The sequence below is a fragment of the Rhizobium sp. NPDC090279 genome, from assembly GCF_044769665.1.
GTDB lineage: Bacteria > Pseudomonadota > Alphaproteobacteria > Rhizobiales > Rhizobiaceae > Rhizobium.
In genome coordinates this window covers 507,459-526,765 of record NZ_JBIVYI010000002.1, presented here as the reverse complement: position 1 = coordinate 526,765, position 19,307 = coordinate 507,459, and the positions used below count along the sequence as shown (strand labels likewise).

At 60.4% G+C, this 19,307-nt stretch carries 22 protein-coding genes and 1 riboswitch; of the genes, 5 read left to right on the top strand and 17 right to left on the bottom strand.

The features are described 5' to 3' along the window. Window positions 1–3: 3 nt before the first annotated feature. Both ACIQWP_RS06670 and ACIQWP_RS06665 read left to right on the top strand, forming a co-directional pair. Window positions 4–657: an OB-fold-containig protein gene (locus tag ACIQWP_RS06670; protein WP_402783863.1), complete on the top strand. Its 654-nt coding sequence runs from the start codon at window positions 4–6 to the stop codon at window positions 655–657. Further along, the gene (locus tag ACIQWP_RS06665) at window positions 654–2,366 is read left to right on the top strand and encodes a flotillin family protein (RefSeq protein WP_402783861.1); all 1,713 of its coding nucleotides are present in this window, start codon (window positions 654–656) and stop codon (window positions 2,364–2,366) included. Before ACIQWP_RS06670 ends, ACIQWP_RS06665 begins: the two co-directional genes overlap by 4 nt. A gap of 83 nt (window positions 2,367–2,449) precedes the next feature. Here the strand turns inward: ACIQWP_RS06665 and ACIQWP_RS06660 are convergent, their stop codons facing one another. From ACIQWP_RS06660 to ACIQWP_RS06595, 14 genes are all read right to left on the bottom strand, one after another. Continuing rightward, window positions 2,450–3,295, bottom strand: a complete 846-nt coding sequence (locus tag ACIQWP_RS06660) for an aspartyl/asparaginyl beta-hydroxylase domain-containing protein (RefSeq protein ID WP_402783859.1) — start codon at window positions 3,293–3,295, stop codon at window positions 2,450–2,452. A gap of 299 nt (window positions 3,296–3,594) precedes the next feature. Then, window positions 3,595–3,984: a fluoride efflux transporter CrcB gene (crcB, locus tag ACIQWP_RS06655; protein ID WP_402783857.1), complete on the bottom strand. Its 390-nt coding sequence runs from the start codon at window positions 3,982–3,984 to the stop codon at window positions 3,595–3,597. A gap of 23 nt (window positions 3,985–4,007) precedes the next feature. Then, window positions 4,008–5,378 carry a voltage-gated chloride channel family protein gene (locus tag ACIQWP_RS06650; protein ID WP_402783855.1) on the bottom strand — a complete coding sequence of 457 codons (1,371 nt, stop codon included), beginning with the start codon at window positions 5,376–5,378 and terminating at the stop codon, window positions 4,008–4,010. 115 nt (window positions 5,379–5,493) lie between these two features. Beyond that, window positions 5,494–5,582, bottom strand: a riboswitch (Fluoride riboswitch). 62 nt (window positions 5,583–5,644) lie between these two features. Then, entirely contained in the window at window positions 5,645–6,472 is an 828-nt protein-coding gene (locus ACIQWP_RS06645; RefSeq protein ID WP_402783852.1) for an SAM-dependent methyltransferase, read from the bottom strand. Between the two features lie 144 nt (window positions 6,473–6,616). Further along, complete coding sequence (locus ACIQWP_RS06640; RefSeq protein ID WP_402783850.1) at window positions 6,617–7,660, bottom strand: Gfo/Idh/MocA family protein; 1,044 nt, start codon at window positions 7,658–7,660, stop codon at window positions 6,617–6,619. 8 nt (window positions 7,661–7,668) lie between these two features. Beyond that, window positions 7,669–8,454: a ThuA domain-containing protein gene (locus ACIQWP_RS06635; RefSeq protein WP_402783848.1), complete on the bottom strand. Its 786-nt coding sequence runs from the start codon at window positions 8,452–8,454 to the stop codon at window positions 7,669–7,671. Window positions 8,455–8,618: 164 nt separating this feature from the next. Beyond that, window positions 8,619–8,960 carry a DMT family transporter gene (locus ACIQWP_RS06630; protein ID WP_402783846.1) on the bottom strand — a complete coding sequence of 114 codons (342 nt, stop codon included), beginning with the start codon at window positions 8,958–8,960 and terminating at the stop codon, window positions 8,619–8,621. Window positions 8,961–8,979: 19 nt separating this feature from the next. Then, window positions 8,980–9,543, bottom strand: coding sequence for a TetR/AcrR family transcriptional regulator (locus ACIQWP_RS06625; RefSeq protein ID WP_402783844.1), 564 nt, complete (start codon window positions 9,541–9,543; stop codon window positions 8,980–8,982). Window positions 9,544–9,636: 93 nt separating this feature from the next. After that, window positions 9,637–10,725, bottom strand: coding sequence for an ABC transporter ATP-binding protein (locus ACIQWP_RS06620; RefSeq protein ID WP_402783842.1), 1,089 nt, complete (start codon window positions 10,723–10,725; stop codon window positions 9,637–9,639). Window positions 10,726–10,819: 94 nt separating this feature from the next. Further along, window positions 10,820–11,695, bottom strand: coding sequence for a carbohydrate ABC transporter permease (locus tag ACIQWP_RS06615; RefSeq protein WP_402783840.1), 876 nt, complete (start codon window positions 11,693–11,695; stop codon window positions 10,820–10,822). Window position 11,696: 1 nt separating this feature from the next. Continuing rightward, window positions 11,697–12,602: a carbohydrate ABC transporter permease gene (locus ACIQWP_RS06610; RefSeq protein WP_402783838.1), complete on the bottom strand. Its 906-nt coding sequence runs from the start codon at window positions 12,600–12,602 to the stop codon at window positions 11,697–11,699. A 71-nt stretch (window positions 12,603–12,673) separates the two neighbouring features. Beyond that, on the bottom strand, window positions 12,674–13,939 hold the full coding sequence (locus ACIQWP_RS06605; RefSeq protein WP_402783836.1) for an ABC transporter substrate-binding protein: 1,266 nt from the start codon (window positions 13,937–13,939) through the stop codon (window positions 12,674–12,676). Between the two features lie 235 nt (window positions 13,940–14,174). Next, window positions 14,175–15,068, bottom strand: coding sequence for a sugar phosphate isomerase/epimerase family protein (locus ACIQWP_RS06600; protein ID WP_402783834.1), 894 nt, complete (start codon window positions 15,066–15,068; stop codon window positions 14,175–14,177). 4 nt (window positions 15,069–15,072) lie between these two features. Next, window positions 15,073–16,116, bottom strand: coding sequence for a Gfo/Idh/MocA family protein (locus ACIQWP_RS06595; RefSeq protein WP_402783832.1), 1,044 nt, complete (start codon window positions 16,114–16,116; stop codon window positions 15,073–15,075). 135 nt (window positions 16,117–16,251) lie between these two features. Between ACIQWP_RS06595 and ACIQWP_RS06590 the strand changes: the two genes are divergently transcribed. The 3 genes from ACIQWP_RS06590 to ACIQWP_RS06580 all read left to right on the top strand — a co-directional run bounded on the left by ACIQWP_RS06590 (window position 16,252) and on the right by ACIQWP_RS06580 (window position 18,159). Next, window positions 16,252–17,295: a substrate-binding domain-containing protein gene (locus ACIQWP_RS06590; protein ID WP_402783830.1), complete on the top strand. Its 1,044-nt coding sequence runs from the start codon at window positions 16,252–16,254 to the stop codon at window positions 17,293–17,295. 89 nt (window positions 17,296–17,384) lie between these two features. Then, entirely contained in the window at window positions 17,385–17,774 is a 390-nt protein-coding gene (locus ACIQWP_RS06585; protein WP_402783828.1) for a group II truncated hemoglobin, read from the top strand. 7 nt (window positions 17,775–17,781) lie between these two features. Further along, window positions 17,782–18,159 carry a DUF423 domain-containing protein gene (locus ACIQWP_RS06580; RefSeq protein WP_402783826.1) on the top strand — a complete coding sequence of 126 codons (378 nt, stop codon included), beginning with the start codon at window positions 17,782–17,784 and terminating at the stop codon, window positions 18,157–18,159. 38 nt (window positions 18,160–18,197) lie between these two features. On the opposite strand, the gene ACIQWP_RS06575 is transcribed toward ACIQWP_RS06580, so the two are convergent. From ACIQWP_RS06575 to ACIQWP_RS06565, 3 genes are read right to left on the bottom strand one after another with little or no spacing between them, the layout of a single operon-like run. Beyond that, the gene (locus ACIQWP_RS06575) at window positions 18,198–18,512 is read right to left on the bottom strand and encodes an antibiotic biosynthesis monooxygenase family protein (protein WP_402783824.1); all 315 of its coding nucleotides are present in this window, start codon (window positions 18,510–18,512) and stop codon (window positions 18,198–18,200) included. Between the two features lie 18 nt (window positions 18,513–18,530). Beyond that, the gene (locus ACIQWP_RS06570) at window positions 18,531–18,809 is read right to left on the bottom strand and encodes a hypothetical protein (protein WP_402783822.1); all 279 of its coding nucleotides are present in this window, start codon (window positions 18,807–18,809) and stop codon (window positions 18,531–18,533) included. Next, the gene (locus ACIQWP_RS06565) at window positions 18,806–19,204 is read right to left on the bottom strand and encodes a DUF2325 domain-containing protein (protein ID WP_402783820.1); all 399 of its coding nucleotides are present in this window, start codon (window positions 19,202–19,204) and stop codon (window positions 18,806–18,808) included. The genes ACIQWP_RS06570 and ACIQWP_RS06565 overlap by 4 nt, the downstream gene beginning before the upstream one ends. Window positions 19,205–19,307: the final 103 nt, after the last annotated feature.

Below are 19,307 nucleotides of genomic sequence, written 5' to 3'. Positions count from 1 at the left end.
ACGATGCACCTCTTTCTCGCACCCGAATGTGCGCCCTTTGCCATTGCGGCAATGATCTTGATTGGCCTGACGGCAATCGAAATCCTGTCGATGCTGCTCGGCTTTTCGCTGAGCGAGCTCATCGGCAAGCCGCATTTCGAAGGTCATGATGGTATCCTCGCCGGCCTGCTGTCCTGGATCAATATCGGCGGCGTGCCGTTGCTGATCCTGATCATGCTGGTCCTCGGCATCTTCGCCGTGGCGGGTTTTGCCATTCAGACCGTGGCCGACATGGTCTCGACGCCACTGCCGGCGATCGTCGCCACGGTGCCGGCCCTCCTTGTCACGATCCCCCTCGTCCGGAGCTCGACACGCACGATCGCCAGGATCGTGCCGCGCGATGAGACCTATGCCGTCGACACCGGCGACCTCGTCGGCCGCACCGGCACGGTTTCCATCGGCCCTCTGGATCAAGGTCTGCCCGGCCGCGTCAGCGTCAAGGATGCGCATGGCAACTGGCATCAGCTGCGCGCCTGCGCCGCCAAGGGCGAAAGCCCGTTGCCGATCGGCGCCCAAGTTCTGCTTGTCGACCGCAAGGCCGACATCTTCATCGCAGTTTCCGCCCCCTCGGATCTTGTGAGGTCCGACGACAAATCCTCTACGGAGCAACATCCATGAACGGCCTCTACGACCTTATTCTCCCTGCAGGCATAGGTCTTGTCCTGATCTTCGGGATCGGCTTCGTCCTTGCCTCGCTCTATGTCCGCTCGAGCCGCGATGAAGCGTATGTGCGCACCGGTCTCGGCGGCCAGAAAGTCGTGCTCGACGGCGGTTCCGTCGTCCTGCCGATCTTCCACTCGATCGCCCGCGTCAATCTCAAGACCCTGCGCCTGGAAGTCCAGCGCGGCGAGAATGATGCGCTGATCACCAAGGACCGCATGCGCGTCGATATCGGCGCCGAGTTCTATGTTCGCGTCAAGCCGGACAGCTCCTCGATCGCGCTCGCGGCCCAGACGCTCGGCAACCGCACCAATGATAGCGAGCAACTGCGCCAGCTGATCGAGGCGAAATTCGTCGACAGCCTGCGCTCGGTCGCCGCCACGATGAGCCTCGATGCCCTGCAGGAGCAGCGCATGGATTTCGTCAAGGCGGTGCAGGACGCCGTCGGTTCCGACCTGCAATCCAACGGTCTCGAACTGGAATCCGTGTCACTGACGCGCCTCGACCAGACCGATATCAAGCATTTCAATGCCAACAACTTCTTCGATGCGCATGGTCTTGCCGCACTGACCCGCGTCACCGAAGCGCGCAAGAAGGAGCGTAACGAGGTCGTCCGCGACACCGAAGTCGCGATCGCCCAGAAGGACCTCGAGGCTCGTCAGCAGTCGCTCACCATCGAGCGAACGAAGCGCGAGGCCGAGCTGAACCAGCAGCGCGATATCGCCAACAAGTCTGCCGCCACGCGCGCCGAAACCGCCCAGCAGGAACAGGCGGCCAAGCGTGCGGAAGAGGAAGCCCGCATCGCCTCCGAACAGGCCATCGCCGAACGCGAAGCCGCGGCCAAGCAGGCGCGCGAATCCGCCAACATCGACTCGACCCGCGCCGTGCAGCAGCGTGAAACGGAGGCTCGCCGCGACAACCAGATCGTCGCTCAGGAAAGCGCCATCGCGGTTGCCAACAAGAGCCGCGAGGAGTCGGAAGCCAAGGCGAAAGCCGAAGCGGCTCGCGCACTCGCCATTGCCGCCGAAGAAAAGGTCGGCACAGCCAGGGCTGTCGAGATTGCCGAGCGCGAAAAGCAGATCGCGGTGATCGACGCGCAGAAGCGCGCGCAGACCCAGGCAACCGCCGTCACCATCGCCGCTGAGGCAGAAAAGCAGGCGGCAACCGACCAGGCGGACGCCATCAAGACGCTGGCAACCGCAGAGGCCGATGCCGCCATCATCAAGGCCAAGGGTATTCTGGAAACTGGCAAGGCAACGGCTGAGAGCGAAGCACTGCTCAACGACGCACGCAACAAGCTCAGCCCCGCCATCATCGAATTCGAGATCACCCGCGAGCGCATCCGCATCGTGCCCGCCGCCCTTGCCGAAGCGGTCAAGCCGATCGAGAAGATTTCGGATATCCGGATCTTCGATACCGGTGGCATGCTCGGCCGTAACGGCAACGGTTCGGGCAGCAGCGGCGTCGGCCTTGGCGAAGGTCTGGCCGGCCAGCTTCTCTCCTACCAGGCCAACAAGCCGATCCTCGACCGCCTGCTGAAGGAAGCCGGCTTCGACGGCGACAACGCCATCTCGGCCCTGCTCGGTAAGCTGGACGGCAAAACCGCTGCCGAGCAGCCAGACGAGGAATATTACGACGACACCGAAGAGATGGATAAGCCTGCCTGACGGCTACGTCTGATCGACCAAAAGAAAACCCCGGAATCCCTGAGGGATTCCGGGGTTTTCGTCAAATTGAGCAGCCGATCAGATCAGGGCTTCGGCCGATTTCTGAATGCCTCGGCTTCGGCATAGAACTTCTTTTCCCATTCCTTGTGGTTGTCGAGACCTTCCTTGATGAAGGGCGTGAAGATCGCCAGGTTCATCAGGGCCCAGTTGACGAAGCGGGCCGGGAACTTCATCGGCTTGACGAAGTCGACGAAGAGCACGACGCGGGTCTTGTCGGAATGGTTCCAGGCCTCATGCTCGTAGGCGTCGTCGAAAATCAGCGCCTTGCCTTCCTGCCAATGGCAAACCTGCTTGTCGACACGGATCGCGAGCTTCTCGTTCGGCTCCGGCACGATGAGGCCGAGATGCAGGCGCAGCACGCCGTTATAGGGGCCGCGATGGGCGGGAAGATGCTTGCCGGGCTCGAAGATGGAGAACATCGCCGTCTTCAGCCCCGGGATTTTCTGCACGGCGGCCCACGTGTTCGGGCATGCCTTTATATTCTGCTCGGACCTCACGCCGAAACCGAGGAGGAAGAAGGTCTTCCAGCGGTTATCGGTCGAGATGGTCTTCACGTCGGTGGAGATATCCTGGAATGTCGGCAGCTCGCTCTGGCGCAGCAGCACCTTTTCGAGCTCGGCGCGGATTGCGGGATAATCCTTCTCGATCTCGGCGGCCCAGGGGAAGGTCGCGTTGTCATAGACCGGCGGATTGCCGAGCTTGGCATATTTCAGATTGAGGCTTTCGGCCCAGGCAACGATGCCCATGAAGAAGCGCGTCATGGCGCTGGGGCGATCCATCGGCGCGATACCGCTAGTGCCGAAGGTTTGTTCCGGAGCAGGAGATTGGTTAGAAGTGGGAGCAGGTGCGCTCAAGGGACTCTCCGTCATGTCTATCTTTAAGGGCTGTCCAGGGAGGAAGTCTTGGCCGAGGGAATCTGCATGCAAATCCCGCTGGGGCGACAGGAGCGAAGCTTGGGATATTCGCCTGTCCCTTCCCGATTGACACCCGACTCCTTTGTTATGCGGTGATCACAATAGCCGATTATATGAGTTGATTAGTCGAATTTCGCAAGAGAGTCCGTTCGCAACGAGCGGTGGTTTGTCGCGCAAGGACTCTCCAGCGATTCTCGAGAGGGATTCACCTCAGAATCGGCGAAAATACGGCGAAATCTGCCGACCCCTCATCACTATGCCGTTTGAGCCTGAATTATTAGCCGGACAATTGCAAGCCCTGCTATCAAAGCCCCGATCGACAGGAAAACGGACAGGGCGATATAGGCGATGGATGGCATCCATTGGCCGCGCTCCCAGAGCATGACGCTTTCCAGCGCAAAGGTCGAGAATGTCGTGAACCCCCCGAGAATCCCGGTCGTCAGAAACACTCGCGCCTCCTGCGACATACCGCCGCGAAAGACGAAATATTCCGTCAGCAACCCCATGATAAACGCCCCGAGGACATTGATGATGAGGGTGCCGAACGGAAATTCCACCCCGAGCAGCCGGGCGGCGAGCTCGTTGATCCCGAGACGGAATGCCCCGCCCAATCCAGCACCGAGAAATACGACAAGATAGAGCACGACAACCTCCAGCCGTCCTAGCGTCAAACCTCTTCGATCTTATGGATGTTTTCCCGCCGCGTCTCCAAGCCGCGTTCGCGAATGTGGCGCAGCGACATATCGGCAGGGACATGCCCCGGGACCGCGCTCTTGGCGATGCCCAGACGCTGCGACAGGTAGATGCTGGTATGGCCGCTGCAGATATAGGCAAGGAAGCAGGCAACGGCGAGATAGACGGTATGCGTCGCGCCGAACAGCTCGATGCCCATGATCATGCAGGCGAGCGGCGTGTTGGTAGCGCCGGCAAAGACAGCGACGAAGCCCAGTCCGGCGAAAAGATCGGCCGGCGCACCGAGGATGGCGGCAAGCGCGTTGCCCAGCGCGGCGCCGATGAAGAACAACGGCGTCACCTCCCCGCCCTTGAAACCGGCGCTCAGCGTCACGATCGTGAAGACCGCCTTCCAGAACCAGCTCCAATAGTCGACATGGGCCGGATCGAAGAAACCGAGGATCGTCGCATCGCCGGGATTGGGCGACCAGACGCCGAGCCCGAGATATTGCCGCGTACCGAGCAGATAGACGAGGCTGATCAAGATCGCACTGGCGATGACGGGCCTGAGCGGCGCATAGGCACAGAAGCGTTTGAACGCCGCCGATGCCGCGTGCGAGACCTCGCTGAAGCAGCGCGCCATCAGGCCGAAGATGACGCCGGCGATGCCGACCTTGACGAGCAGCAGCGCATCGAGATGGAACGTGCTGGCCGGCGTGCCGGCCAGATACCCGATATGGTATTGAATATGTTCGACACCCCAGGCATGGCAGGCCCAATCGGCAGCGATCGCAGCCGCAAGGCTCGGGATCAGCGCTTCATATTGCATGCGCCCGATCGTCAAAACTTCGAGAGCGAAGACCGCGCCCGCGATCGGTGTGCCGAAGACTGCGCCGAAGCCAGCTGCGATCCCTGCCATGAGGAGAATGCGGATCTCGGCGTGGCTGAGCCGGAATATCTTCGCGAAGGCGCTGGCAATGCTGCCGCCGAGCTGCACGGCCGTCCCCTCACGCCCCGCCGAGCCACCGACCAGATGCGTCAGGACGGTCGAGACCAGGATGAAGGGTGCCATGCGTAGCGGCACGCCGCCGCCGGGCTCATGAATCCGGTCGACGATCAGATTGTTGCCGCCTTCCGACCCACGGCCGAAACGCTGGTAGACCAGCACCATCAGGAAACCCGCGACCGGCATCAGGAAGATCAGCCAGGGGTGGTCGAAGCGGATCGCGGTCGCCTTGTCGAGACTCCACAGAAACAGGGCGCAGAGCGAGCCGACGACCACAGCCATCGGCACCACCAGAACTATCCATTTGAAGAGGCTGCGAAATTGCTGAAAGCGATGATAAAAATAGACGGATGCGGACATCAGTTTGCCCCTCCCGCGAAGCCGCTGGAGGGTCTCCCGGGGACAGTGGATAAGAAACATGAGTGGGATAACGACAAGAAAACAGGCACGACTCTACTCCTTCGCCTTTCAGGCGCGTTGAGTAGGAGTCATCAGCTTCCCTGGAAAAATCAGAGCAGCGGTTCGGCCAGCATGGCCCGGCAGAAATCCATTACCGTTGGATTTTCAATATAGAAACAGGCCCGCCGCTGTCAATGCGCGCCGTCGGGCACATCAGGCGCACTCTGTCACACCGCCCGGGCGATCATCTCGATCGGTGCGAGCAGGCCAGCTTCGACCGAGATGTTGACGTTGCTGCTTCGCTCTCCGGCCCGCGGACCCATCAGCGTGCGAAAACCCTGGTCTCGCGTCCCGCCCGCCGCAGCCTTGGCGCGTGCCTCATGCGCCAGCCGGATCGCAAGGGCGCTGCGGTCCTGCTCCAGCTCGACGGCGAAGCCGGCTTCATCGAGCAGACGGCGATAGACATCCGGAGTGCAGACGAAACTCGTTTCCGGCTCCATCGCCCAGGGCATCGGATAGGGCAGCACGCCATCGCGCATCTGCATGATCTCATAGAGACCGAAACGGCCGCCCGGCTTGAGAATACGCCTGATCTCCGCGAATAGCCGCGCCTTGTCTTCGATATTCATGCCGACATGGATGAGCGTCGTGCGATCGAAACCACCGCTCTCGAAGGGCAGCGCCAAAGCACTCCCCTGCCGGAACGACACCTGATCCGCCAGACCGCAGCGGGCCGTCAGCGAATTGGCGACCTGAACGAACTCTTCGGTAAGATCGATGCCCGACACGATGCATCCATAGGAATCGGCAAAATGACGGGCGGGTCCGCCAAGCCCCGATCCGATATCGGCGAGCCGCAGGCCAGCCGCAAGATCGAGATCCCTCGCAAAATCCACCGTCGCCGCATGCCGCCCCAGATGGAACTCGTCGACACCGGCGAGATCACGGATGCGCAGGTTGTCGATGTCCTTGCCGTCGGCCGAAAGGGTTTGCAGGATCGCCGTTTCCAGCGATCCATGCGTGTAGTGACTGGCAACTTTTTCCTCGGTAGACATGCATGCACTCCCAAGGCTTTGCCTGAAGGTTACCTGCCGCATAATTCCTTAAATCGGAATCGATTTAAGGATAAAATTGTGCGGCAGATTTAAAATACTACAGCGACCTTTGCACGTCACATGTGACGCGCGGCGCTGTAATCATCAGACCTTCAGCTCGCGCCGTTCGACCTCAGTTACCATGGCAAGATCCAGCACGCGCTGCAAGTTGGCTGCGTGTCGGAAACTCGGGTCCTGGCTGCTGCCGGTCATGACGGCCTCGGCAAACCGCTGATAGTTGGTCGGCACCGGCGGCACTTCGAGAACACGCCACGTCGCCGTTTCCATATCATCACCGAGGCAGCCACGCAGTTCGGAGCCGTTTGGGCTGTGGTTCACCTCCAGGCCGCCGCGCTCGCCGTAAATGCGAAGCTTCAGCTCGTTCAGATGCCCCGTTGCCCAGCGGCTCGCATGCACGACGCCGAGCGCGCCGTTGGCGAAATCGACCGACATCGAGAAGCTGTCATTCGCATCAAGCGTATATTCGCCGATGCGCTCGCCAGGCGCCTTGGCGAAGGTCTTGAGGCGAGCGAAGACATGATCGATATCGGTCGCCGCGCCATAGGCGGCGAAGTCGAGAATATGGATGCCGATATCGCCGAGAACACCGTTCGAACCGTGCCCGGTCGATAGGCGCCACAGCCATTTGGATTCGCTGCGCCAGTCACCCCAGGCCTTGGAGACGAGCCAGCTCTGCAGGTAGGACGCCTCGACATGCTTGACCGTACCGATCTCGCCCGAGATCACCATCTCGCGCGCCTTCTGCAGCTGCGCGACATTGCGATAGGTCAGGTTGACCATGTTGACGACCCCTGCCCTTTCGGCAGCTTCCGTCATTTCGAGTGCCTTTTCATAGTTCTCCGCGAGAGGCTTCTCGCAGAGAACATGCTTGCCGGCGGCAAGCAGCGGCAGGGTGGTCGGGTTGTGAGCCTTATCCGGCGTGACATTGGTCGCCGCATCGAACTCACCCCAGGCCAGCGCCTCGTCGAGCGACGAGAAGCGCTTCTTGATATCGAACGTATCGCAAAAGGCGGTGAGCCTCGTCGCATCCGTATCGACGGCGCCGACGATTTCGACGCCAGGAATGCGGGCGAAATGCTCCACATGGTTCTTCGCCATGCCGCCCGTGCCAACTACTATGAGACGCATATGATACCTCAGCGATAACCGGCTTCGCCGGCCTGGTGGAGTCTTGGGCCGCGCTCGACGATCGGCTCCAGTGCCTTTTCGACCGGCACGTTCGGCGCATCATGGATGCTGGCCTGGGTGCCGAGCGGGTTGTGAGCCCACTTTACCGAATTGATCAGAACCTTCTGAACCGTGCCGTTGTGATAGGTCGGATAGGTCTCGTGGCCGGGGCGGAAATAGAAGATGTTGCCGGCACCGCGGCGCCAGGTCATGCCGGAACGGAAGACTTCACCGCCCTGGAACCAGGAGATGAACACGGTTTCCAGCGGCTCCGGAACGGAGAACTGCTCGCCGTACATTTCTTCGTTCTCGAGCTCGAAATGCTCGCCGAGGCCGGCTGCGATCGGATGGCGCGGATTGATGACCCACAGCCGCTCGCGCTCGCCAGCCTCGCGCCACTTCAGCGCGCAGGGCGTGCCCATCAGGCGCTTGAAGACCTTGGAGAAATGGCCCGAATGCAGGACGATGAGGCCCATGCCTTCCCACACGCGCTTGGCGACGCGCTCGACGACCTCGTCCTTGACGGCGCCGTGATCCTTGTGACCCCACCACAGAAGGACGTCGGTGTCCTTCAGGCGAGCTTCGCTGAGACCATGCTCCGGCTCCTGCAACGTTGCAGTCGTTGCCTCGATACCCGCATCGGCATTCAATGCCTTGGCGATGGTGTTGTGCATGCCTTCCGGATAGATCCCGGCGACGACCTTGTTTGTTTGCTCATGAATGTTCTCGCCCCAAACGACGGCACGAATAGTCATTACGGCACTCCTCTAATACCATTGGGATTGAATAGGTTATGCGATCCAAAGCGCTTTGGGAAAGCGCCGTATTTCAAGCCTCCATCAGCCTATCCAGCGCAAGACATACTGCGCCCAAAGCGATTTGACAAAGGCAAAAGCAACCATGAACAACACCTCTGTTTTCAGTGCGACACGGATTTTGAAAAGAGGTTGACGACAAGCACGCCGGCGATAATCAACCCCAGGCCGATGATGGCGGCGAGATCGAGTTTCTGGCGGAAAAGCACCACTCCAACCATCGAAATCAGCACGATACCCAGCGCGCTCCAGATAGCGTAGGCGATACCAACCGGAATGACCCGCAACGTTACCGAAAGACAATAGAAGGCGGCGGCATAACAGACCACCACAACGACTGCCGGGCCGAGGCGGGTGAACTGCTGCGACATCTGCAATGCCGTCGTGCCGATCACTTCGAGCACGATCGCGACCAGCAGCATTGCATAGACGGATGCGTTCGCCATTCCATTTTCTCCGAGTTTGTTAGAGCTGCGTCAGCTCGATCAGCCGGTCGACCAGCCTTTGGCGGGCCTTCTCGTCCATGTCGTGGCTGCCGAGCAGGTCCGCAAGCCAGATCCCGTCGGTCGCCAATCGGACGATCGCCGCATCCACGGAGGAGTCCGTGCCGACATATTCCTCGCTGCGCTCGCGCACCCATTCGTGCCACCGCTGCCGCAATTGCGGCTCCGTGAGCAGCACCATGGTCACCTGCGCCCAGTCTTTCGTACCCTCAGGCTGATCGCGCAACGCCAGGCAGGCATGCAGGTAACCGCGCGTAAAGCGGCCATGCGGCAAAGGATCTGCCCGCATCGCTTCCTCGATCGCAGCGTCCAGCCGCTCCAGAAGGCTGTCGAACAGTGCCTCCAGCAACATGTTCTTGCTGGGGAAATGATGCAGCAAACCACCTTTGCTGACGCCGGAGGCGCCGGAAACGGCATCCAGCGTCACTGCCGTCATCCCCTTTTCGGAAGCAAGCCGCGCCGCCACGTCAAGCAATTGCTGGCGGACGAACAAGGGCTGCTTCTTCCTATGGTGCGCAGTGGACATGGCGATATAACATACCAGTTGGACGGTTTCGTCAACGATCTAATCGGCGGCGTCGGAGTCTAATTTTATGGATGATCTCGTGTTGTTTCCTCCTCAATTTACGGAATGATAGGCCGCATCCTTCTCATCGAAGATGCTGACCTTTGTTGCCTCGACGGCGAAGGCGATCGGCGAGCCGGTCGCAATCGTCGTCATGCCGGGATCGGTGCCGATGATCTTCGAACCGTCCTTGAGCCGGACGTGAACGAGCGAACGGTCGCCCAGACGCTCTATGGTCTCGACATGCCCGCCGATATCGCCCTTCTCCGCCGTCGTCACGACCAGATGCTCCGGGCGGACACCGAGCGTCAGCCCGGAATTCGAAAGGCCATCGAGCGCGACAGCCGTCCTGATGACCGAGCCATCGGGCAGCGTGGCCGTTGCCAGTCCGGCCGCCTCGCCGAGGCCGGCTATGTTGATGAAGTTCATGCCCGGCGATCCGACGAACTGAGCGACATAGCGCGTCGCGGGGCGCGTGTAGATCTCGACGGGCGAAGCTACCTGCTCGATCTTCTTGTTGTTGAGCAGCACGATACGGTCGGCAAGCGTCATCGCCTCCACCTGGTCGTGGGTGACGAACACCATCGTCGCACCCAGCCGCTCATGCAGCTGCGCCAACTCGACGCGGGTGCGCGTGCGCAGGCCGGCATCGAGGTTGGACAGCGGCTCGTCGAAGAGGAAGACATCGGGCTCGCGCACGATGGCACGGCCGATCGCGACGCGCTGGCGCTGGCCACCGGAGAGTGCCGAAGGCTTGCGATCGAGAAGATGCGGCATTTCGAGGATCTTCGCCGCCGCCTCGATGCGCCTCGCGATCTCGGCCTTCGGCGTCTTGATGTTGCGCAGGCCAAAGGACATGTTGTCGCGAACGGTCATGTGCGGATAAAGCGCGTAGGATTGAAAGACCATCGATACGCCGCGCTCGCCGGGCGGCAGCTGGTCGACGCGGCGGCCGCCGATCCAGATCTCGCCGCTGGTGATCGATTCCAGTCCCGCGATCATCCGCAGCAATGTCGACTTGCCGCAGCCAGAACCGCCGAGGAAGACGACGAATTCGCCGCGCTCGATCGTCAGATCGATGTCGTTCAGAACCTGCACGGCCCCGAAATGCTTGGTGAGGGACTTGATATTGATACCTGCCACTTTACGCCTCCCGCGGAAAAATCGAACTTCGTCAGACTTGCCATTCATCGCGCCCCGCCCGACGATCATGGTCGGAACGGGGCTTCCGCATTGGTTATTTGACGGCACCTACAGCGACGCCGCGCGTCAGGGTCCGCTGGAAAATAAGGAAGAAGATCACCGTCGGCAGGATACCGAGCAACGAGGCCGCCGCAATCGCGGTCGGCTCTTGCGTATTGGCACCCGACAGCACGCCCATGGCGACGGAGACCGTCTGGTTGTTGTTGGAAACGAGGAACACCAGCGGGATCAGAAATTCGTTCCAGGTCCAGATGAAGAAGAAGGTCGCAAGCACGGCCAGCGTCGGCCGTAACACCGGCACGATCACCATCCATAGGATCTGCCAGCGGCTTGCATTGTCGATCTGCGCGGCTTCGATGATCTCGCGCGGGAATGTCGCCATGACGGACGAGAGCAGGTAGGTGCCGAAAGCCGTATGCAGGACGCCGATGATCAGGATCACCGAAAGCACCGAGTCGAACAGGCCAACCTGCTTGGCCATGTAGTAGAGCGGATAGACCAGTGCCTCCTGCGGCGCCATGATCGAGATCAGCAGGATGACCAGCAGTGCCTGTCCGCCGCGCACCCGGCCGATGCCGATGGCATAGGCGTTGAGCAGGCTGAGAACGACGGCAAGAATGGCCGTGCACCCGCTGATGAGAATGCTGTTGAAGAGCTTGAGCGGAAAATTGACCGTGTTCCAGAAGTTCTTGAGCGCCGTCAGGTCGAAGGTTTGCGGAAAGCCAAGCGGGCCGTTGGCGGCATAATCCGAAGGCGTCTTGATGGCATTGAAGGCCGCAAGGAAGAACGGAAACAACGTTCCGGCCAGGAAGACGAGCAGGATGGCCAGAACGACCCAGCGGCCGAAGCCTTTCTTCTGACGATGATCGACCGAAGCGACTGCGGCGGAAATCGAAGACGTGGCCGTCATGTCAGTGCCCTCCCTCGGTCTGCTTCGATTGCATGCGCAGGAACACGACGCCGAGTATGATCGTCATGACCGTCTGCAGGGTCGCAATGGCCGCAGCGTAGCCGACGCGGTTCGTCGTGAAGAAATGATAATAGGACAGATAGGACGGCACCGTCGTCGCATTGTCAGGCCCGCCCGAGGTCAGAACATAGATCGGTGCGAAAACCTTGAGCGCTGCGATCAGCGTTGTCAGCGCAACGACGAAGATTTCCGGCATGAGCATCGGGATCGTGATGGAGCGGAAGCGCCCGAACCAGCTCGCATTGTCGAGCTCGGCGGCTTCGTAAAGCGAGGGGTCGACGCGCGCCAGGCCGGACATGAAGACAACAAGGCAGTAGCCGACCTGAACCCAGACGATGACTGCGGAAACCGCCCACAGCGCATAGCTCGCATCCCCCAGCCAGTTCTTCGCCATGAAATCGAGGCCGATCGCTTTCAGCACCGCGTTGATGATGCCGATCGGGTTGAGTATCCATCCCCAGAGAACGCCGGCCGCGGTCAGCGGCAGGATCTGCGGCAGGTAGAAGCCGGCCCGAAAGAAGCTCGACCATGTCTCACTGAATTGCGCGCTGATATAGTCGAACAGTACCGCCGCCAGCAGCAATCCCAAAAGAATGGGAACGATCGTCATCGAGATGATGAACAGCAGCGTATGCTGGATCGAGCCCCAGAAGGCGGTATCCTGCAGCAGCCTCTCATAATTATCAAAACCGACATAGCGCGGCGGAATGACGCCGCCCTTCCATGTCGTGAAGCTGATCGCAAAATTGGCAATGAGCGGAATGAGCACTATGACCGCAAACCCCAGCATGCCGGGGATCATGTAGAAATAGTATCCCGCCCTGCCGGCGCTCCTCGACTTATCCATCGAATTCCTCCAGTCCGATACGGCGAGGCGGCGTTGAAAGCCGTCCCGCCGTTGTGATTGTCGCCGATGGGTTACTGGGCCGCCTGCACGTCGTCGTAGGCCTTCTTCAGCCGTGCAGCCAATTGATCGGGCGTCGTGGAGCCGTTCACCAGGCCGGTGGTCGCCTGGATCAGGAGTTCGTAATAACCGGGCACCGGCCAGTCCGGGTAGAAGCCGAGGCCGCCCTTGCCGGAAATCTGCTTGAAGAGTTCGACGTTGCGCTTGCCGACCTCATCGGTGATGGCAGCCGGATCTGCATCAATGGCCACACCGCCAAGATTTGCCTGTTCGTTCTGGTTTTCCTTGCTGAGCACCAGATCGATGAACTCATAGGCGAGATCCTTGTTCTTGGCGCTCTTCGGCACCATGAACATGCTGCCAGTCGAGCCGACGGTGTACTTCGGCGTCGGGAAAAGGAACTGGCTCCATTTGAACGTCTTGATGGTGTTGGCAAAATTGCCGTTGTTCCAGGTGCCGCTGACGAACATCGGCGCCTTGCCCGAAGAGAAGACGTTGGCGGCGTCGGTGCCCTTGAGGCCGGTCGAATCCTTGGAGATGTAACCCTTGCTCACCCAGTCGGCGATCTTCTGAGCGGCGAACAGGAAAGGCTTGGTATCGAGCGGGGCCTTGAGGCCCTGATAATTCTTGACCCAGGTATCGTCAGCCTGCGTCAATGCCAGTGTGTACAGCAAATGCTGTGCGTTCGAATCCACCGTGCCGTAGGCAAGCGGCGTGATGCCCTTCTGCTTGAAGTGATCGAGGGTCGCTTCAAACTCGGCCAGCGTCGTCGGCACCTTCAAGCCATCAGCCTGGAACATGTCGATGTTGTAGAAGACCGAGACAAACTCGCCGAGCGCCGGAATACCGATGATCGGACCCGAGCCATAGACGCCGTTTGCATCATATTTGCTGAGCTGAGTATTGGTTTCGTTCAGGACCTTGTCCCAACCGCGTGCCTTGAATTGGTCGTCGAGCGGCGTCAGCAAGCCCTGCGAGGCGACGAGACCGGCGGTGGCGTTGCCCTTGTTGTACTCCAGCACATCCGGAGCCTGGTCCGAATTGAGAATAAGACTGCCTGCCTTCTGCAATTGATCGAAGGTCTTCTGTTCAAAATTGACGGTTACGTCGGGATGCTTGGTCTTGAACACCTCGAGTGCCTTCGTCCAGGCGATCGCCTGAGGCGTGTCGGGCAGTTCGTACCACCAGACGTTAAATGTCTTGCTCTGGGCTTGCGCCACACCGGCAGCCAGCAGGAGCGACATGCCGGCGGTGAGCGCCAGCTTCGAAAAAATATTCATATATTCTCCTCCACCTGCGAACCGTGACGGTATCTGTCCGATGGCATGGCCCGCGCTGCCATCGGCGTTTTTCCTCTCATTTGCACCAAGCGCCCGCCTGCCACATGGGACAAGGAGCGGACGCTCGATGGTTCCTCCGTTTTGGTACCCGTCCTGCCAGAAACGTCGCTGCTCCGGGCACTTTATTAACGCACAACTTGCCTCCTAAATCGATGCAGATTCGCAAATCCATGCGTTACTCGACAAACTCCCCGCCCCGGCTTTTCTTCAGATAGTTCAACCCGTGGACCTGGCCAGTCATTTCGAGCGCATCGCGATAGACCGGGTCATGCCAGCCTTCGATGTCGATGGAGCCGGACCAGCCGGCAAGACGCAGCTCGGAGATGATGTCGGTCCAATTGCTGTCGCCGAAGCCCGGCGTGCGCATGAACACGAACTTCTCCTTGCCGAAAATGCCGTGTTCCTTGATGACATCCCAGCGGATCGTCGCGTCCTTGCCGTGGACGTGGAAGATCTTTTTCGCCCATTTGCGGATCTGCGGCAGCGGCTCAATCAGATAGACCATCTGATGGCACGGCTCCCATTCCAGGCCGAGATTATCGTCCGGGGTCTCGTTGAACATCAGCTCCCAGGCATCGGGATTATGGGCGATATTCCAGTCACCGGTCGCCCAGTTGCCATCCATGGCGCAGTTTTCGAAAGCGATCTTGATGCCCTTGTCAGCGGCCCGCTTGGCAAGCTCGCTCCAGACCTGCTTGTAGCGCGGCAGGCTGTCGGTGAGCGGCTTGTTGCGGATGCGTCCGGTAAAACCTGCCACGCAGGTGGCACCGAAATGATGGGCGTTGTCGATGCAATCCTTCCAGCCCTGCAACGTCAGCAGGTCCATCTCACGCTCCTCAAGCGGATTGCCGAACATGCCGAGGGTCGAGATGGTGATGTCGCGATCGCCGATGGCGTCCAGGCTGCGCTTGCCGAGTTCCGCCAGGTTCTGGCCATTCGTGGTCTGCCAAAAGAATGGCTCGAAGCTTTCGAAGCCGAGATCGGCGATCTTGGCGATGCCCTTGGCGGCATCCTCGTTTGTCGCCCTGATCATCGTGCCGATGCGGATGGCCTTTGCCGGATTGGTCATGCTCTCACTGTCCTTGTGCTGAAATATCGACGCGGCGGCCGGTCTTGGCGCTCTCGATCGCGCCCAAAACCATGGCGAGGCTGCGAATGTTGTCGCGGCTTTCGGTTTCCGGCCGCTTGCCCGTCTCGATCGCTTCGATGAAGGAGGCAATGACGCTGGCATGGCCATGCGTCTCATCCTCATGTTTCGGGCCGGGGACTTCGATCGGGGTAAAGCCATGCAGCAGCCCCGGCTCGCTGCCCGCCACGCTGGCCTCGAAATTCTCTTCGCCATCCCAGGTCAGCATGCCCTTGCTGCCGGTCAGCCGCCATTGGCTCTCCCAGCTCGTGCGCCGGCCTTCCGCGCACCAGGAGCCGCGATAGCTGAAGACGACGTCGTCGGAAAAATCGAAGAGCGCATGGGCCGAGGCTCCGTGCCTGTACCAGGAGCCAACCGGGTTCTTTTCGACGCAATAGACCGAAACCGGCACCTTGCCGGATACAAAGCGGGCCGCGTCGAAGGTGTGGATCGCCATGTCGAGCAACAGCACATTGTCCATTTCCTCGCGGAAGCCGCCGAAATGCGGGCCGAGGAAGAAATCGCAATGAATACCCGTAAGCTCGCCGATCGCCCCCTCCTCCACAAAGCGTCGCAGGCGACGGATACCGGAGATGAAACGGCGATTCTGGATGATGGCATGGACCTTGCCGGCCTTGGCGGCAAGATCGATCAGGGCCGCGCCCTCAGCCAGCGACGTCGCCATCGGCTTTTCGCTGAGCACGTGGCAGCCGGCCTTCAAAGCCGTCGAGACCACGCCGAAGCGCGCAGCCGGAATGACGACATCAAAGACCAGATCTGCCTTGGTCGCCGCAATGACCTCGGCGAGATCGGAGCCGATGACGGCATCGCCGAGAGAGAATTCTTTGGCAAGGTTTTCCGCGGTCGCCCGGTTGAGATCAACCAGACCCACGATCCGAATGGAACCGGCAAGCGCCGGCGTCGAGGCGATGGCCCTGAGCCAGCCTTTGGACATGGCTCCGCACCCGCACAAAATGGCATTAAATTTCACGATGTCCTCCAGCGGGCAGTGTCTTACCCCTCATGACACGCGCTCCGTAAACGTTTACGATACTATGCGAAAAGATTTTCCTGTGTCAATAGAGGAGGACTACGGAAAATGGCGCATGGAGGAAAACCGCGGCCGATGAAGGGTATTCGTCAGCTTGCCGAGCATCTCGATATCTCGATCGGCACAGTATCACGCGCGTTGAACGGCAAGCCTGATGTCAACGAGGAAACCCGCAAGCGCGTACTCGCCGCCGCCGAACAGCTGGGCTATGTCGCCAACCAGTCGGGGCGCAGCCTCAGACAGGGCACGACGAACGTCATCGGCCTGATGATCCAGTCCAGCCGGGAAACGGTTGAAAATAGCGACAATTTCTTCCTGACCGTGACGGGCGGGCTGCAGAGCGTGTTCTCGCGGCACAATCTCGATTTGATCATGCTCCCCTGCCCGCATGACGAAGACCCTTATGAATATCTCAAGCGCATGGTGGCGCGGCGTATTGCCGATGCGATGATCATTTCGGAAACGCAACGGGTCGACAAACGCTTCGATCTGCTTGCCAAGGCGAAAATCCCGTTTGCAGCGCTCGGCCGCAGCCTTTCGGGCACGCAGCACCCCTGGGCCGACCTCGATTTCGACGGCGTCGTCAATTGCGCCGTCGACCGGCTCGTGGCGCATGGACATCGCCGTATCGCTATCAGCGCGCCCGCAAGCGAGATCAATCTCGGCTTCGTCTTCGTGGACGGCTATCGCCATGCCCTCGAGCGACATGGCATCGTCTATGACCCGGCGCTGGTCATCCGCGCCAAATCGAGCGAACAGGGCGGCTATCAGGTAGCCGACGAGCTGCTGGGCCTCGAAGATCAACCGACAGCCGTGATCCTGATCTATGAACTGATGGCGATCGGCTTTTATCGGCGCGTGATGGAATCCGGCATCATTCCCGGGCGCGACATCGCCGTCGTCAGCTTCCGCGAGGCGCCGCGCGCCAAATTCCTGCAGCCGGCGCTGACCTGTTTTCGCACGTCGCTCCACGACCTTGGCGTCGAACTGGCTGAAATTCTGCTCTCCAGCATGCCGGCCTACAGCCAGGAATACCCGAGGACGTCGCGCCAGAGCGTGTGGCCGCTCGAACTCATTCCCGGAGAAAGCGACGCTTTCCAGCTGGCGACGGCAAAATAGGCAGCGCCGAAACGCCGCACCGGCCGTTTCGACGGTTGCGGCTTCGCCCGTCAGTTGCCATGTAGGACATCGTAAACAGGGGCCGAGGCTTGAGCGAAGAAACCATCACACTTTACGAAGCGATCGGCGGCGACCGTACCGTGAGGGCGCTGACGGCGCGCTTCTACGAACTGATGGATACGCTGCCCGAGGCCGCCAATTGCCGCGCCGTGCATCCTCCCAGCCTTAAGGGCTCGCAGGAAAAATTCTACGAATATCTGACCGGCTATCTTGGCGGGCCGCAGCTCTACGTCGAGAAGCGCGGCCATCCCCGCCTGCGCAGCCGGCATTTCGTCGCCGCCATCGGCCCCCAGGAACGCGACGAATGGCTTCTGTGCTTTCGCCGCGCCATGGACGAAACCATCGAGAACGAGAAACTGCGAGCCATTATCTGGGAGCCGGTCGAGCGTCTGGCCTTCCACATGCAGAACAGGGAATGAGGAAGATATGAGCATCGGTGCCACAATCCGTCCGGCCACCCTGTTTATTGCCGGCATTCTCGGCGGTGGCGGCGTCGCGCTCGCCGCAGCCGCGACCCACGGCGGCGATACCCACTTTCTCGGCGCGGCCTCCGCGATGAGCCTTGCCCACGCCCCTGCCCTCCTGGCGCTTTATGTCGGCTATGACCGCATCCGCACAGCACCGATCGCCGCTGTCCTGCTGGGATTGGGAACGCTGATCTTTGCCGGCGACCTGATCAACCGCCATTTCGGCGGCGGCTCGCTCTTTCCGCTGGCCGCTCCGACAGGTGGGATGGGGATGATCGCCGGCTGGGCGGCGATAGCGCTCGGCGCCTTCTTCAGAACAAACGCCGCAAAAGCGTAAAGCCGGCACCGTCACCTGCGATGCTGGCTATCTCCAGCTCAAATCCCGGGAACGACGCTGAAGCCTTCAAATTGCGGCGGCCCCCAATAGAGCCGCTTGTTCTCGCCCGCATTGCGGTGCGCCGCGCGAAAATGCTCGGATTTCGTCCAGTTGATGAAATCCTCTTCGCTGTGCCAGATGGTATGCGAGGAGAACAGCGTATAACCTTCCTCGACATCGGCCTTGCCGCGCAGGAGCCGAAACTCCAGGAAGCCCGGCACTTCCGATAGTCGGGAGTCACGCCCTCTCCACACCCCTTCGAATTCGCCCTCCAAACCGATGACGACCTTGAAGCGGTTCATGGCGATGTACATGGCAACCTCGTTCGACGATCAGACCTTCTTGCGACGGGCGACAGTCTTATCCACGTAAGGCGCAAAGGCAACGACATTTCCGCCGTCACCGTTCTTCTTGTCCAACGGCTGATCCGGCGCCTCTCCCGGCAGCCGCGCTTTCCAGGCCGGAAAGGAGGAGACATTGGCCGCGCGCTGCTGTTCTTCGGCGCGGCGCATCAGCAATTCATAGAGTTCGGGCACAAGCCCGTCGCCATTCTGTGCGGCCAGCTTGTGCAGGCCGATCAGCATAAACCCGTCAGGGCCATTATCGATCATTGGGAAACGTCTCGTTCTTTCATCGTCTGCAGCGCCCGTTCGAGGCTGGACTTGCTGCCGTTGCGCAAGGGAATGAACGCCTTGCCAAACTTCTTGCAGCCCGTCTTCACGCGCAGGCAGGCATCGTGGCTGATACAGTCGATCGGGCAGAAGACGCAGTCGACCGAGGGCAGCACGGTGTCGATGCGGGACACCGCTTCGCGCAGGCCGCCGTCGTGATGGATCAGTTCGGCGCCGAAATTGCTGGCGATCTGGCGTAGATGCGCCACCTGGCAATCGCGACCGCCGACATAGAGAAAGCTGCGGACATCGAGACCGGATTTCGCCGGAGCCTGCGCCGGCGCTTGTGCCTGACGGCTCTCACGACCAGAATCCCTCTTCCCCTTACGCGCCATGCATCACCCGTTTGCTGGTTGCTCTTGCGCGCTCGATTCCATCGAGCACGAGGCGACCATATTAAACATGAGTTTTGGAGTAAAGTATAAAGTTGAGGATTTT

Excerpts from the sequence above, each read along its gene's own strand:
- ACIQWP_RS06670 (WP_402783863.1), top strand. The coding sequence starts at position 4 with ATGCACCTCTTTCTCGCACCCGAATGTGCGCCCTTTGCCATTGCGGCA.
- ACIQWP_RS06665 (WP_402783861.1), top strand. The coding sequence starts at position 654 with ATGAACGGCCTCTACGACCTTATTCTCCCTGCAGGCATAGGTCTTGTC.
- ACIQWP_RS06660 (WP_402783859.1), bottom strand. The coding sequence starts at position 3,295 with ATGACGGAGAGTCCCTTGAGCGCACCTGCTCCCACTTCTAACCAATCT.
- ACIQWP_RS06650 (WP_402783855.1), bottom strand. The coding sequence starts at position 5,378 with ATGTCCGCATCCGTCTATTTTTATCATCGCTTTCAGCAATTTCGCAGC.
- ACIQWP_RS06645 (WP_402783852.1), bottom strand. The coding sequence starts at position 6,472 with ATGTCTACCGAGGAAAAAGTTGCCAGTCACTACACGCATGGATCGCTG.
- ACIQWP_RS06640 (WP_402783850.1), bottom strand. The coding sequence starts at position 7,660 with ATGCGTCTCATAGTAGTTGGCACGGGCGGCATGGCGAAGAACCATGTG.
- ACIQWP_RS06635 (WP_402783848.1), bottom strand. The coding sequence starts at position 8,454 with ATGACTATTCGTGCCGTCGTTTGGGGCGAGAACATTCATGAGCAAACA.
- ACIQWP_RS06630 (WP_402783846.1), bottom strand. The coding sequence starts at position 8,960 with ATGGCGAACGCATCCGTCTATGCAATGCTGCTGGTCGCGATCGTGCTC.
- ACIQWP_RS06625 (WP_402783844.1), bottom strand. The coding sequence starts at position 9,543 with ATGTCCACTGCGCACCATAGGAAGAAGCAGCCCTTGTTCGTCCGCCAG.
- ACIQWP_RS06615 (WP_402783840.1), bottom strand. The coding sequence starts at position 11,695 with ATGACGGCCACGTCTTCGATTTCCGCCGCAGTCGCTTCGGTCGATCAT.
- ACIQWP_RS06610 (WP_402783838.1), bottom strand. The coding sequence starts at position 12,602 with ATGGATAAGTCGAGGAGCGCCGGCAGGGCGGGATACTATTTCTACATG.
- ACIQWP_RS06605 (WP_402783836.1), bottom strand. The coding sequence starts at position 13,939 with ATGAATATTTTTTCGAAGCTGGCGCTCACCGCCGGCATGTCGCTCCTG.
- ACIQWP_RS06600 (WP_402783834.1), bottom strand. The coding sequence starts at position 15,068 with ATGACCAATCCGGCAAAGGCCATCCGCATCGGCACGATGATCAGGGCG.
- ACIQWP_RS06590 (WP_402783830.1), top strand. The coding sequence starts at position 16,252 with ATGAAGGGTATTCGTCAGCTTGCCGAGCATCTCGATATCTCGATCGGC.
- ACIQWP_RS06580 (WP_402783826.1), top strand. The coding sequence starts at position 17,782 with ATGAGCATCGGTGCCACAATCCGTCCGGCCACCCTGTTTATTGCCGGC.
- ACIQWP_RS06575 (WP_402783824.1), bottom strand. The coding sequence starts at position 18,512 with ATGTACATCGCCATGAACCGCTTCAAGGTCGTCATCGGTTTGGAGGGC.
- ACIQWP_RS06570 (WP_402783822.1), bottom strand. The coding sequence starts at position 18,809 with ATGATCGATAATGGCCCTGACGGGTTTATGCTGATCGGCCTGCACAAG.
- ACIQWP_RS06565 (WP_402783820.1), bottom strand. The coding sequence starts at position 19,204 with ATGGCGCGTAAGGGGAAGAGGGATTCTGGTCGTGAGAGCCGTCAGGCA.